The organism is Nocardiopsis sp. NPDC055551, from assembly GCF_053619415.1.
Genome location: NZ_JBSHJJ010000010.1, coordinates 122036 through 135053, shown reverse-complemented (window position 1 = coordinate 135053; position 13018 = coordinate 122036). Strand labels below are relative to the sequence as shown.

Genomic DNA, 13018 nt, shown 5'->3' with positions numbered 1-13018 from the left:
GGAGTTGGGCGTTCCCAACTCACTTTTCCACCTCGCCGAATTGAACAATTCGCTGAATCAACGAATTGCCGATAAAAAAAGCCGCTGGTAATGTCGGCCGTGTCGAAGGGGAGTAGTCCCCAATGCGCGCGGTCGACATACTGGACCTTCCGTCCCGGCCGCGTGAGCCCAGCTCAGGCGGGCGGACGAGACCTTTGACCCGGTAGGAATCGACCGGGTTGAAGGGGCGTTCTCCGCCTCCTTCTGCCCAACCAGGACAGTTGGAGTAGCATGTCGGCTTTTCTCGCCGCTCTCGGTTTCAGCACGGTGGCCATCTTCATCGCGGAAATGGGTGACAAGACCCAGTTGGTCGCGATGTCCCTGGCCTCGCGCCACCGCGTCCTCACGGTCATCCTCGGCATCACCGCCGCCACCGCCGTGGTCCACCTGGGCAGCGTCTTCATCGCGGAGGTCCTCGGTGCGACCCTGCCCACCGACTGGCTCACCCTCGCCGCCGGTCTGGCCTTCCTCTTCTTCGGTCTGTGGACCCTGCGCGGCGACGAGATGACCGCCAAGGACGAGGAACGCGCCGCCTCCCGCCGGATCCGCTCCGCCTTCATGACCGTGGCCCTGATCTTCTTCGTCGCCGAACTCGGGGACAAGACCATGCTCGCCACCATCACCGTCGGCACCCAGCACCACTGGCTCCCGGTGTGGATCGGCTCCACGGTCGGCATGGTCGCCGCCGACGGGATCGCGATCGCCATCGGCGCCGTCCTCGGCAAGAAGCTGCCCGAGAGGGCGATCAGGATCGGCGCCGCGGTGCTGTTCTTCGTCGCCGGCGCCGCCATGCTCGCCCAGGGCGCTTGGGCCCTCCTCGCCTGACCTCGGCCATGGGCCCAAGCGCCGGCGGAGGAACCAGGGGAGCTAAACGGCGGGCGGAGCCGCCAGCCAGTCGTCCACGCCCGAGAGCATCTCCTTCTTCAACGAGTCCGGGGCGCCCGAACCACGGATCGACATGCGGGCCAGATCGGCGAGCTCGGGGTCGCCGAACCCGAACACCTCGCGGGCGATCCGGTACTGCTCCAGTAGACGGGGGCCGAACAACAGGGGGTCGTCGGTGCCCAGGGCGATCGGCACCCCCGCGTCGTAGAGCCTGCGCAGCGGCAGGTGGTCCACCTTCTCCACCACGCCCAGACCCACGTTGGAGGTCGGGCACACCTCCAGGGTGACCTCCTGGGTGGCGATCCGCTCCACCAGATACGGGTCTTCGATGGCCCGGACCCCGTGGCCGATGCGGTCGGCGTCCAGCTCGTCCAGGCACTCGCGCACGCTGAGCGGGCCGTTCAGCTCGCCACCGTGCGGGGCCGACAGCAGGCCGGCGCGCTTGGCGATCCGGAAGGCGGCCTCGAAGTCGCGCGCGCGACCGCGGCGCTCGTCGTTGTTGAGCCCGAACGAGACCACGCCCCTGCCCGCGTACTGGCGAGCGAGCCGGGCCAGGGCACGGGCGTCCAACGGATGCCGGGTGCGGTTGGCCGCCACCATGATCCCGATGCCCACACCGGTGGCCTCCGAGGCGACGCGGGCCGCGTCCAGGATGAGTTCCAGGGTGGCGGTGAGCCCGTCGAAGCGGGAAGCGTAGCCGCTGGGGTCGACCTGGATCTCCAGCCAGCCCGAACCGGCCTCCCGTTCGTCCTCGGCGGCTTCGAGCAACAGGCGGTACATGTCCTCTGGCCGCTGTAGGACCGAACGGGCGATGTCGTACAGGCGCTGGAAGCGGAACCAGCCGCGTTCGTCTGTGGCCCGCAGTTTGGGCGGCCACTCCTCGGCCAGGGCCTGGGGCAGGTGCACGCCCCGCCGCTCGGCCATCTCCACGAGTGTGTCGTGGCGCATGGACCCGGTGAAGTGCAGGTGCAGGTGGGCCTTGGGCAGCCGGTCCAACCGGCGGGCGCTGGTCGGTGTCTCCATGTCCCAAGCCTGCCGTATGAATCACACCGCGCGCACCGGGAACGGCGACAACCGCGCGACCCGCCCCGCACACGAGGGAGCCCCGGACCACCCGGTCCGGGGCTCCCTCGTCACATCCGCGTTCGCTACTCGGCCTCGGCCAGCAGGTTCTGCACGCGGGTCACGCCCTCGACGAGGTCCTCGTCGCTGAGCGCGTACGACAGACGCAGGTAGCCGGGGGTGCCGAAGGCCTCACCCGGGACCACCGCGACCTCGGCCTCCTCCAGGATGAGCTCGGCCAGCTCGGTGGAGGTCTTCGGGGCCCTGCCGCGGATCTTCTTGCCGAGCACGCCCTTCACCGACGGGTACGCGTAGAACGCGCCCTCGGGTTCCGGGCAGACCACGCCGTCGATCTCGTTGAGCATCCGCACGATGGTCCGGCGACGACGGTCGAACGCCTTCCGCATCTCGTCGACGGCGGTCAGGTCGCCGGAGAGGGCGGCCACGGCGGCGGCCTGCGACACGTTCGCGACGTTGGAGGTGGCGTGCGACTGCAGGTTGCTCGCGGCCTTGACCACGTCCTTGGGACCGATGATCCACCCCACGCGCCAGCCGGTCATCGCGTACGTCTTGGCGACCCCGTTGACGATGATGGTGCGGTCGGCGATCTCGGGAACCTCGACGGGCAGCGACGAGAACTCGGCGTCACCGTAGACCAGGTGCTCGTAGATCTCGTCGGTCAGCACCCACAGGCCCTGCTCGTTCGCCCACCGGCCGATGGCGCGGACCTGCTCGCGCGGGTAGACGGCGCCGGTCGGGTTGGACGGGGACACGAACACCAGCACCTTGGTGCGGTCGGTGCGGGCCGCCTCCAACTGTTCGATCGAGGCCAGGTAGCCGGTGCTCTCGTCGGTGACGACGTAGACGGGCACACCGCCCGCGAGCTTGATCGACTCCGGGTAGGTCGTCCAGTACGGGGCGATCACGATGACCTCGTCGCCCGGGTCCAGCAGGGCGGCGAAGGCCTCGTAGATGGCCTGCTTGCCACCGTTGGTGACCAGGATCTGGGCCGGATCGACCTTGTAGCCGGAGTCGCGCTCGGTCTTCTCGGCGATGGCCTTCTTCAGCTCGGGGAGGCCACCGGCCGGGGTGTAGCGGTGGAAGCGGGGCTCGCGGGCGGCGGCCACCGCGGCTTCCACGATGTAGTCGGGGGTCGGGAAGTCCGGTTCCCCCGCGCCGAATCCGATGACGGGTCGGCCATCGGCCTTCATGGCCTTGGCCTTGGCGTCCACCGCGAGGGTGGCGGACTCGGAAATGGCGCTGATACGTGCAGAGACACGGGGTCGATCAGTCATGTTCCCATGGTGTCATGCGCTCATCCACGACGTCGGGGGGAAGGTCACTTCCTCGGGCGGGGAAGGTCACCTCGGGTGTCCGGACCGGCGGAACCGGTTTGGTCGTGGGCCTCGGATAGGCGTACACTCGTTCGCGTCGGCCGGTTCGTTACGCAGGCGTCACACCTTCGAGGTTGTGCGACGACTCTCAGGACCGGCTATGGTGGGCAACGCAGTTTCCGCTAAGGGCAGTGGCTCAATTGGCAGAGCACCGGTCTCCAAAACCGGCGGTTGGGGGTTCGAGTCCCTCCTGCCCTGCAAGTCCGAGCGCGGATCGGGGTGGCGACCACGGTCGTCACCCCGCCGCGAGGGCAACGGAACTACAGGGGAATCAAGCAGCCCGCGACTCTAAGGACCCCAGGTGACTCAGACTGACGCCGACGCCAAGCCCGAGAAGGAGCCCAAGCGTCGTACCGGTCCGGTGACGTTCACCAAGCAGGTCGTCGACGAGCTGCGCAAGGTCCGCTGGCCCACGCGCAAGGAACTGACCACTTACACCATCGTCGTTCTGGTGTTCGTCGTGTTGGTCCTGGCCTACGTCTCCCTTCTCGACTTCGCCTTCGGTGAGGCCGTCACCTGGCTCTACAGCACCTTCGGTCGGCCCAGCGTCTAAGGCACGACCCATCCTCACAGGGACAAGGGCGCGTCAACTCCGCCCTGGAAGCCCTTCCTCGTCCGCGCGTTGGTCCCGCGTCGCCCTGAGAGACCGTAAGCTGGCAGAACTGGGTTCGACGCACGGCCTGTTCGGTGTGCGTCGCACGCACTAGCGAATCCGACGAGAGAAAGAGCAGCCGTGTCCGAGTCCCCACTGACCTCTGACGACTTCCCCGAAGAGGAGCCGGATCAGTCGTCGGCGGAAGAGACCGGCCTGGCGGGCGAGCCGACCCAGGACGCCGATGGCGACGTCCCGGGGTTCGCCGATGAGGCCGATGAGGTCGCTGAAGCCGACGAGAGTGCCGAAGAGGCCGAAGCCGAGCCCGAGTTGCCCCGCCTCGACCCCGTCGAGGAGTTCAAGAACGAACTCGTCCTGCTGCCCGGCGACTGGTACGTCGTGCACACCTACGCCGGCTACGAGAAGCGCGTCAAGGCGAACGTCGAGAGCCGTACCCAGTCCCTCAACATGGAGGAGTACATCTTCCAGGTCGAGGTGCCCGAGCACGAGGTCACCGAGGTCAAGAGCGGCAAGCGCCAGCAGGTCACCGAGAAGGTCCTGCCCGGCTACGTGCTCGTCCGCATGGACCTGACCGACGAGTCCTGGTCGGCCATTCGCAACACCCCGGGCGTCACCGGTTTCGTGGGCCTGTCCAACAAGCCCGCCCCGCTGAGCCTGACCGAGGTCGCCAAGCTCCTGGCCCCCGAGCCGGAGGTGGAGCCGGAATCCTCCCCGCAGGCCAAGACCGCGGGCGGCGAGGCCCGCTCCGACGTCGCCTACGAGGTCGGAGAATCCGTCACCGTCATGGAGGGTCCGTTCGCGACCCTGCCCGCCACCGTCAGCGAGATCAACGGCGACACCCAGAAGCTCAAGGTGCTCGTGTCGATCTTCGGTCGTGAGACCCCGGTGGAACTCTCCTTCAACCAGGTCGCCAAGATCTGACGTCGTGGGGTACATTCCACGACCAGCCCGGAGCACTGTCCGGGCGACGTAGACTTGGTGGGTCCACCCTCGACGAGGGCGGACCCACCGTCGCGTGTCACAGCAGGCCCAGCGGCCCGACGAACACGCGCCCGGCCCTTCCGGTCCCGACGGGCCGTGGCCCCCGCCTCGCGCGGGGAAGCCTCCTTCGGCAGCGGCACGAACGTGGCCCTTCGGCCCGAACGTGCCGTCAGGGAGGCAGGGGCCGGTACACAACGCAGATCAGGCAAAGGACCCGATATGCCTCCGAAGAAGAAACTCGCCGCACTCGTCAAGGTGCAGCTGCCCGCCGGTCAGGCGACCCCGGCGCCCCCCGTCGGTACCGCTCTCGGTCCGCACGGCGTCAACATCATGGACTTCTGCAAGCAGTACAACGCTGCTACGGAGGCCCAGCGCGGCAACGTCATCCCCGTAGAGATCTCCATCTACGAGGACCGTTCCTTCAGCTTCGTCACCAAGACGCCTCCGGCGCCCAAGCTGATCCTGAAGGCCGCCGGAATGGACAAGGCGTCCGGTGAGCCGGGCCGCAGCACCAGCGGTTCCATCACCGCCGACCAGGTCCGTGAGATCGCGCAGACCAAGCTGCCCGACCTCAACACCGACGACATCGAGGCCGCGACCAAGATCGTCACCGGTACCGCCCGTTCCATGGGCATCGAGGTCAAGTAGCTCCCGACCAGGGGTTGCTCGACGGCAAGAACCACAGTGGCAGGGCCATGCGCCGGCCCAAGGACCACACGTTCCCGTAGGAGAACAGAGTGAAGCGCAGCAAGAACCACCGCAAAGCCGCCAACCTGGTGGACCGCGACCGGCTTTACAGCCCCGCCGAGGCCGTGAAGCTGGCCAAGGAGACCAGCAACATCAAGTTCGACGCCACCGTCGAGGTGGCCCTGCGCCTGGGCGTCGACCCGCGCAAGGCCGACCAGATGGTCCGCGGCACCGTGAACCTGCCGAACGGCACCGGCAAGACCGCTCGGGTCCTGGTCTTCGCGACCGGTGAGCGTGCCGAGCAGGCTCGGGCCGCCGGCGCCGACATCGTCGGCGACGACGAGCTCGTCCAGAAGGTCCAGAACGGCTTCCTCGACTTCGACGCCGTCGTGGCCACCCCGGACCTCATGGGCAAGGTCGGTCGTCTCGGCCGTGTCCTGGGCCCCCGTGGCCTCATGCCCAACCCGAAGACGGGCACCGTCACCCCGGACGTGGCCAAGGCCGTGACCGACATCAAGGGCGGCAAGATCGAGTTCCGCGTGGACCGCCACGGGAACCTGCACTTCATCATCGGCAAGACCTCGTTCGACGAGCCCAAGCTGCTCGAGAACTACCAGGCCGCGATCGATGAGGTGAACCGCCTCAAGCCGTCCGCCGCCAAGGGCCGCTACATCAAGAAGGCCGTGGTCTCCACCACGATGGGCCCGAGCATCCCGCTCGACGCCTAAAGCCTTCCCGGGCCTTGTGTGAAGCATGAGAACGGCCCCCGCTCCTTCGGGAGACGGGGGCCGTTCCGTGTCTTGGTGGGGGAGTGGATCAGCCGATCTGCTCCTCGGCGGGAATCTCGAAGGAGGTCGACCCGATCTCGGAGAACTCCATCGTGACGTCGGCCTGGTCGTCGGAGAAGTCGATGCGCATCGGGAAGCCGTCATCGCTGACCGCCAAGGAGACGTCCAGTGTGCCGCTGACCGAGCCGAGGAGTTCGATGACCGCGAGCTTCTGCTCGGCGTCGAGGGCGTTGATCTCCTCTTCGGTCATGCTGCCTTGGAGCACGGTGGTCTCGATCCCGCCGACCTCCTCGGTTCCGGTCTCCTCGATCTGGTCGAGCGTGGCGAACGCGGCGACGAGGTCGGGCAGGGATTCGATGTCGAAGGCGTCGCTCGGGTTCTGTTCCATGGTGGACGCGTCCCCGCGGATCCAGGGGGCATCCCCTTGGAGACCGTACGTGTCGGCGACCAAGGGGTCCGAGCCCTCCTCGAAGATGACGATGTAGGTGCTCAGGTCTTCGGCGGTCACCCCGTCCGGCAGTTCACCGCCCATGGACATCAGCTCGAACATCATCTCGCCCATGAGAGGCATGGACATGGTGGCCTGCGTGGCCACCGGATCGTTCATCACCTCGTAGAGGATTCCCATTTCCACGTCGGGCGCCGTCATGTCGATGTCGAGGGTGTAGTTGGTGATCTCGGTGGTGCTGTCGAAGACCTGGGCCAGGAGATCCTTGGGGGACCCGCCGCCTTCCTCCTCCTGCTTCTCGGTGGAGACCGTGGTCTCCTCCTCTGCGGGGTCGTTGCCACATGCCGTGAGCATCAGGACGAGGGAGAAGGCTCCAGCGGAGAGCAGGGCCGGGGTGCGCGTCATGGGAAAGAATCACTTTCGCTATGGGGGAGTGGGCACGCTCGATGAGTGCGGACGCCCAGTTGGCCTCATGATCCCAGTGTCTTCGGACATTTCTCCTGTTGGGTGCGTGATCATCACCGAACGGTGATGAGGGTGCCGGCGATCACATCCTTTCCGCGTGGGAACGATGGTCGAGCACTCCCATTCGTCGGTTAGCATTGGGTCTTGCCGAAGACCGCTGGTCGTCACCCGCTCGGGTGACCTAAGGACCCACCTCGATGGGCGCCCGCGCAGGTGTCACCAGAGCTTTCCCGTTCCGGGTCCCGTGTGCCGAGCACACGGGCGGAAGAACGCGGACATGCCCCGTGCGCCTTGCGTTCGGGGCTTTTCTCGTGCTGACGCCGATCGTGGAAGTCCTTGGGATAAAACCAGCGTTCACTGTTGGAAGGAGTCCCATGGCGAGGCCGGACAAGGCAGCCGCGGTCGCCGAACTCGCGGACGAGCTCCGCGAGTCGAACGCCGCAGTGCTGACCGAATACCGGGGGCTCACTGTCGCGCAGGTTTCCGCACTGCGCCACAGCCTCGGTCAGAGCACGCGTTTTCGCATCGTCAAGAACACGCTGACCAAGATCGCGGTCAAGGAGGCCGGCGTCGACGAGCAGATCTCCGATCTGCTCGAAGGCCCGTCCGCCATCGCCTTCGTCCACGGGGACGTCGTCGAGGCCGCCAAGGGTCTGCGTGACTTCGCGAAGGCGAACTCGCCCCTGGTGATCAAGGGCGCTGTCGTCGACGGCAAGTCGATGAACGCCGAGCAGGTCACCAAGCTGGCCGATCTGGAGTCCCGAGAGGTTCTCCTCTCGAAGCTGGCCGGTGCGCTCAAGGCCAAGCAGGGCCAGGCCGCCGCCGTCTTCCAGGCGCTGCCCTCCAAGACTGTGCGTCTCGCGCAGGCTCTGGCGGACAAGCGCACCGAGGAAGCCGCTTAAACCTTTTGAACCACGGCGGGTGCCGACGGCGCCCGGCCATTGGCTCGCACGCTGTGCCGTTGGCGCGCGTGTCATGAGAGAAAGAGAGATCGCATCATGGCGAAGCTCAGCAACGATGACCTGCTTGCCGCGTTCGAGGAGATGACCCTTCTCGAGCTCTCCGAGTTCGTGAAGCTGTTCGAGGACAAGTTCGACGTCACCGCCGCCGCCCCGGCCGCCGTCGCCGTCGCCGCCCCCGGTGGCGCCGGTGCCGAAGAGGCCGCCGAGGAGCAGACCGAGTTCGACGTCGTCCTCGAGTCCGCCGGCGACAAGAAGATCCAGGTCATCAAGGAGGTCCGCGGCCTCACGAGCCTGGGCCTGAAGGAAGCCAAGGACCTGGTCGACAACGCTCCGAAGGCCGTGCTGGAGGCTGCCAGCAAGGAGAACGCCGACAAGGCCAAGGAGGCCCTTGAGGGCGCCGGCGCCACCGTCACCCTCAAGTAGTCCCTCGCGGGCCTCAGACGCCCGCTGGTCTACGCTGAGCGGCCGTTCCTCCCTTCGGGGAGGGGCGGCCGTTTTTTCGTGTCCGTGTCCATCCTCGGGTCGGGGTCGAAGGGCCCGGGCCCATGGGTGGCCGGTACGCGGGTCGAGCGGGAACGAACGTCCCCTTTGTCGTGGCGCGGCCGTGTCCGTGCCAGGACACGGGACTTCGGTGTGCGAAGCTGTTGCGGTCCCCGGGCCCTCGGACCAGGGGAAACCGGGAACGGAGGGGTACGCGTGTGCGAACTGTCCCTCGGACGCGATAATCTCCCGTCCCGGGAATCCTGACGGACCCGTTGGGGAGTGTTTACCCGCCTTGGGCGAGGGAATCCTTCCGGGTGTCCGTTGGCTCACAATCCCCCGTGGGGCCAGGGCAGGCGCGCTGTTTCACCCTGATGGTCCAGGGCCTTTCCCCCGGGGGCGTGTGCGGTGGCGTTCGGCGGCCACCGGGCTTGACGGATCGCCCTCCAGGGGTGATCCTGCCGGTGTCGTGAGTGGCGCCGTGGACCGTGAGTGGACAGCGGTGTAGTGTTCGGCTACACTGCTCTTTTGCGCTGCCCTTTGGTGATCCCTGTGTCGGTGAACGGCTTTTCGTCGTTTCCGTTTGTTACTCCGGAAGCTCCGACAATGCCCGCTCCCGCTCGAAGTGACCGTCTCAACCGCGTTGCGGCGGTCCTTCTCGTGACGGATCGTCTGGCGTGCGCGCTTCAACCGCCACAAGCCTTCGGAAGGACCCCTGTTGGCAGCCTCGCGCAACGCCTCCGCTAACGCCCTTGGTCCGCACCGCGTTTCTTTCGCCCGTATCCAGGAACCCCTTGAGGTTCCCAATCTTCTGGCCCTGCAGACCGAGTCGTTCGACTGGCTGCTGGGCAACGACACGTGGAAGACGCGGGGCGAGACGGCCCGCGCCGCCGGCCGCAAGGACGTTTCGGAGCAGTCCGGTCTCGAAGAGATCTTCGAGGAGATCAGCCCGATCGAGGACTTCTCGGGCACGATGTCCCTTTCGTTCCGTGACCACCGGTTCGAACCGCCCAAGTACTCCGAAGAGGAGTGCAAGGACAAGGACATGACCTACTCCGCCCCGATGTTCGTCACGGCGGAGTTCATCAACAACGACACCGGTGAGATCAAGAGCCAGACGGTGTTCATGGGCGACTTCCCGCTCATGACCGTCAAGGGCACCTTCATCATCAACGGCACCGAGCGCGTCGTCGTGTCCCAGCTGGTTCGGTCCCCGGGTGTCTACTTCGACACCTCCGTCGACAAGACCTCCGACAAGGACCTGTTCGGGTGCAAGGTCATCCCGTCCCGTGGTGCCTGGCTGGAGTTCGAGGTCGACAAGCGCGACTTCGTCGGTGTTCGCATCGACCGTAAGCGCAAGCAGGGCGTCACCGTCCTGCTCAAGGCCCTCGGCTGGACCACCGACCAGATCCTGGAGCGTTTCGGCCAGTACGAGTCGATCCGCAACACCCTGGAGAAGGACCCCACCGCGGGTACCGACGACGCGCTGCTGGACATCTACCGCAAGCTGCGCCCGGGAGAGCCGCCCACGAAGGAGTCGGCTCAGGCGCTGCTGGAGAACCTGTACTTCAACCCCAAGCGCTACGACCTGGCCAAGGTCGGTCGTTACAAGATCAACAAGAAGCTCGGCCTGGACACCGAGTTCACGCAGGGGACCCTCACCGAAGAGGACATCGTCTCCACGATCGACTACCTCGTCCGCCTGCACGCGGGTGAGGTCGAGAAGGAGACCGTCCTCGGCCTCCGTCCGATCGAGACCGACGACATCGACCACTTCGGCAACCGTCGCCTGCGCACCGTCGGCGAGCTCATCCAGAACCAGGTCCGCCTGGGCCTGGCCCGTATGGAGCGCGTCGTCCGCGAGCGGATGACCACCCAGGACGTCGAGGCGATCACGCCGCAGACCCTGATCAACATCCGTCCCGTCGTGGCCTCCATCAAGGAGTTCTTCGGCACCTCGCAGCTGTCCCAGTTCATGGACCAGACCAACCCGCTCGCGGGCCTGACCCACAAGCGTCGCCTCTCGGCGCTGGGTCCGGGCGGTCTCTCCCGTGAGCGCGCGGGCTTCGAGGTCCGAGACGTCCACCCGTCCCACTACGGCCGCATGTGCCCGATCGAGACCCCTGAGGGTCCCAACATCGGTCTGATCGGTTCGCTCGCCGCCTACGGCCGAGTGAACTCCTTCGGCTTCGTGGAGACCCCGTACCGCAAGGTCATCGACGGTAAGGTCTCCGACGAGGTCTACTACCTCACCGCCGACGAGGAGGACCTGTGCGTCATCGCGCAGGCCAACACCCCGTTGAACGCCGATGGGAGCTTCGCCGAGGCCGGTGTGCTCGTCCGTCGTAAGGGCGGGGAGTTCGAGCAGGTCAGCACCGACGAGGTCGACTACATGGACGTGTCGCCGCGCCAGATGGTGTCGGTGGCCACCGCCATGATCCCGTTCCTGGAGCACGACGACGCCAACCGCGCGCTCATGGGTTCCAACATGCAGCGCCAGGCCGTGCCGCTGCTGCGCGCCGAGTCGCCGTTCGTCGGCACCGGTATGGAGTACCGCGCCGCCACCGACGCCGGCGAGGTCCTCCTCGCGGAGAAGGCCGGTGTGGTCGAGGACGTCACCGCCGACTACGTCACCGTGATGGCCGACGACGGCACGCGCAAGACGTATCGGATGGGCAAGTTCCAGCGCTCCAACCAGGGCACCTGCTTCAACCAGCGCCCCATCGTCCACGAGGGCCAGCGGATCGAGGAGCGTCAGGTCCTCGCCGACGGTCCCTCCACGGACCAGGGCGAGATGTCGCTGGGCAAGAACCTCCTCGTGGCGTACATGTCCTGGGAGGGGCACAACTACGAGGACGCCATCATCCTCTCCCAGCGTCTGGTGCAGGACGACGTCCTCTCCTCGATCCACATCGAGGAGCACGAGGTCGACGCCCGTGACACCAAGCTGGGCCCGGAGGAGATCACCCGGGAGATCCCCAACGTCAGCGAGGAGGTCCTGGCCGACCTCGATGACCGGGGCATCATCCGGATCGGCGCCGAGGTCGTCGACGGTGACATCCTCGTCGGCAAGGTCACGCCCAAGGGTGAGACCGAGCTGACCCCGGAGGAGCGCCTGCTGCGCGCGATCTTCGGTGAGAAGGCCCGAGAGGTCCGCGACACCTCCCTGAAGGTTCCGCACGGTGAGACCGGCAAGGTCATCGGCGTGCGCGTCTTCAGCCGCGAGGACGGTGACGAGCTCGCGCCCGGCGTGAACGAGATGGTTCGCGTCTACGTCGCCCAGAAGCGCAAGATCACCGATGGTGACAAGCTCGCCGGTCGTCACGGCAACAAGGGCGTCATCGCCAAGATCCTGCCCCAGGAGGACATGCCCTTCCTGGAGGACGGCACTCCCGTCGACATCATCCTCAACCCGCTCGGTGTGCCCGGCCGAATGAACGTCGGTCAGGTCCTTGAGGTCCACCTCGGTTGGCTGGCCAAGAACGGCTGGTCCGTCGAGGGCACGGAAGAGGAATGGGAGAAGACGCTCCACGCGGTCGGCGCCTCGGAGGTCGAACCGAACTCGCGAGTGGCCACCCCGGTCTTCGACGGCCTGGAGGGCCCCGAGCTCAGCGGTCTGCTCAAGTCGGTCCGTCCGAACGCGGACGGCAACCGTCTCATCAACACCGACGGTAAGGCGCGTCTGTTCGACGGCCGCACCGGCGAACCCTTCGCCGAGCCGATCTCCGTCGGTTACAAGTACATCCTGAAGCTCCACCACCTCGTGGACGACAAGATCCACGCCCGCTCCACCGGTCCGTACTCCATGATCACGCAGCAGCCGCTGGGTGGTAAGGCACAGTTCGGTGGTCAGCGCTTCGGTGAGATGGAGGTCTGGGCGCTGGAGGCCTACGGTGCCGCCTACGCGCTTCAGGAGCTGCTCACCATCAAGTCCGACGACGTGGTGGGCCGCGTCAAGGTCTACGAGGCCATCGTCAAGGGCGAGAACATCCCCGAACCGGGCATCCCTGAGTCCTTCAAGGTGCTCATCAAGGAGATGCAGTCGCTCTGTCTGAACGTGGAGGTGCTGTCCAGTGACGGTATGTCCATCGAGATGCGGGACAGTGACGAGGACGTCTTCCGCGCCGCGGAAGAACTGGGAATCGACCTGGGTAGGCGTGAGCCGAGCAGTGTCGAAGAGGTCTAACTTCCGCATTCTTCGAGAGCAGGGGACG

11 protein-coding genes and 1 tRNA gene are annotated in these 13018 nt (G+C 66.5%); 9 read left to right on the top strand and 3 right to left on the bottom strand.

Annotated features, from left to right (window positions below; translation table 11 throughout):
• Nucleotides 1–270: 270 nt before the first annotated feature.
• The gene (locus ACWGSK_RS19005) at nucleotides 271–864 is read left to right on the top strand and encodes a TMEM165/GDT1 family protein (RefSeq protein WP_358506815.1); all 594 of its coding nucleotides are present in this window, start codon (nucleotides 271–273) and stop codon (nucleotides 862–864) included.
• 42 nt (nucleotides 865–906) lie between these two features.
• On the opposite strand, the gene ACWGSK_RS19000 is transcribed toward ACWGSK_RS19005, so the two are convergent.
• Complete coding sequence (locus tag ACWGSK_RS19000) at nucleotides 907–1947, bottom strand: adenosine deaminase (protein ID WP_452456353.1); 1041 nt, start codon at nucleotides 1945–1947, stop codon at nucleotides 907–909.
• 125 nt (nucleotides 1948–2072) lie between these two features.
• Nucleotides 2073–3281 (bottom strand): pyridoxal phosphate-dependent aminotransferase, encoded by a 1209-nt coding sequence (locus ACWGSK_RS18995; RefSeq protein ID WP_358506812.1) that lies wholly within the window; start codon nucleotides 3279–3281, stop codon nucleotides 2073–2075.
• 224 nt (nucleotides 3282–3505) lie between these two features.
• Between ACWGSK_RS18995 and ACWGSK_RS18990 the strand changes: the two genes are divergently transcribed.
• The 5 genes from ACWGSK_RS18990 to rplA all read left to right on the top strand — a co-directional run bounded on the left by ACWGSK_RS18990 (nucleotide 3506) and on the right by rplA (nucleotide 6389).
• Nucleotides 3506–3578, top strand: a tRNA-Trp gene (locus ACWGSK_RS18990).
• A gap of 103 nt (nucleotides 3579–3681) precedes the next feature.
• Complete coding sequence (gene secE / locus ACWGSK_RS18985; RefSeq protein WP_358506810.1) at nucleotides 3682–3933, top strand: preprotein translocase subunit SecE; 252 nt, start codon at nucleotides 3682–3684, stop codon at nucleotides 3931–3933.
• A gap of 180 nt (nucleotides 3934–4113) precedes the next feature.
• Complete coding sequence (gene nusG, locus ACWGSK_RS18980) at nucleotides 4114–4914, top strand: transcription termination/antitermination protein NusG (RefSeq protein ID WP_358506808.1); 801 nt, start codon at nucleotides 4114–4116, stop codon at nucleotides 4912–4914.
• 279 nt (nucleotides 4915–5193) lie between these two features.
• Nucleotides 5194–5622 carry a 50S ribosomal protein L11 gene (rplK, locus tag ACWGSK_RS18975; protein ID WP_358506806.1) on the top strand — a complete coding sequence of 143 codons (429 nt, stop codon included), beginning with the start codon at nucleotides 5194–5196 and terminating at the stop codon, nucleotides 5620–5622.
• 89 nt (nucleotides 5623–5711) lie between these two features.
• On the top strand, nucleotides 5712–6389 hold the full coding sequence (gene rplA, locus ACWGSK_RS18970) for a 50S ribosomal protein L1 (RefSeq protein WP_358506804.1): 678 nt from the start codon (nucleotides 5712–5714) through the stop codon (nucleotides 6387–6389).
• An 88-nt stretch (nucleotides 6390–6477) separates the two neighbouring features.
• On the opposite strand, the gene ACWGSK_RS18965 is transcribed toward rplA, so the two are convergent.
• Nucleotides 6478–7302 (bottom strand): hypothetical protein, encoded by an 825-nt coding sequence (locus ACWGSK_RS18965; RefSeq protein ID WP_358506802.1) that lies wholly within the window; start codon nucleotides 7300–7302, stop codon nucleotides 6478–6480.
• 434 nt (nucleotides 7303–7736) lie between these two features.
• Between ACWGSK_RS18965 and rplJ the strand changes: the two genes are divergently transcribed.
• From rplJ to rpoB, 3 genes are all read left to right on the top strand, one after another.
• On the top strand, nucleotides 7737–8264 hold the full coding sequence (gene rplJ / locus ACWGSK_RS18960; RefSeq protein ID WP_358506800.1) for a 50S ribosomal protein L10: 528 nt from the start codon (nucleotides 7737–7739) through the stop codon (nucleotides 8262–8264).
• Between the two features lie 96 nt (nucleotides 8265–8360).
• Nucleotides 8361–8747: a 50S ribosomal protein L7/L12 gene (rplL, locus tag ACWGSK_RS18955; RefSeq protein WP_358506798.1), complete on the top strand. Its 387-nt coding sequence runs from the start codon at nucleotides 8361–8363 to the stop codon at nucleotides 8745–8747.
• A gap of 775 nt (nucleotides 8748–9522) precedes the next feature.
• Nucleotides 9523–12990, top strand: coding sequence for a DNA-directed RNA polymerase subunit beta (gene rpoB / locus ACWGSK_RS18950; RefSeq protein ID WP_358506796.1), 3468 nt, complete (start codon nucleotides 9523–9525; stop codon nucleotides 12988–12990).
• Nucleotides 12991–13018: the final 28 nt, after the last annotated feature.

What these genes read in the sequence shown, in the direction of transcription:
- ACWGSK_RS19005 (WP_358506815.1), top strand. Translation starts at nt 271, where the DNA reads ATGTCGGCTTTTCTCGCCGCTCTCGGTTTCAGCACGGTGGCCATCTTC.
- ACWGSK_RS19000 (WP_452456353.1), bottom strand. Translation starts at nt 1,947, where the DNA reads ATGGAGACACCGACCAGCGCCCGCCGGTTGGACCGGCTGCCCAAGGCC.
- ACWGSK_RS18995 (WP_358506812.1), bottom strand. Translation starts at nt 3,281, where the DNA reads ATGACTGATCGACCCCGTGTCTCTGCACGTATCAGCGCCATTTCCGAG.
- rplK (WP_358506806.1), top strand. Translation starts at nt 5,194, where the DNA reads ATGCCTCCGAAGAAGAAACTCGCCGCACTCGTCAAGGTGCAGCTGCCC.
- ACWGSK_RS18965 (WP_358506802.1), bottom strand. Translation starts at nt 7,302, where the DNA reads ATGACGCGCACCCCGGCCCTGCTCTCCGCTGGAGCCTTCTCCCTCGTC.
- rplJ (WP_358506800.1), top strand. Translation starts at nt 7,737, where the DNA reads ATGGCGAGGCCGGACAAGGCAGCCGCGGTCGCCGAACTCGCGGACGAG.
- rplL (WP_358506798.1), top strand. Translation starts at nt 8,361, where the DNA reads ATGGCGAAGCTCAGCAACGATGACCTGCTTGCCGCGTTCGAGGAGATG.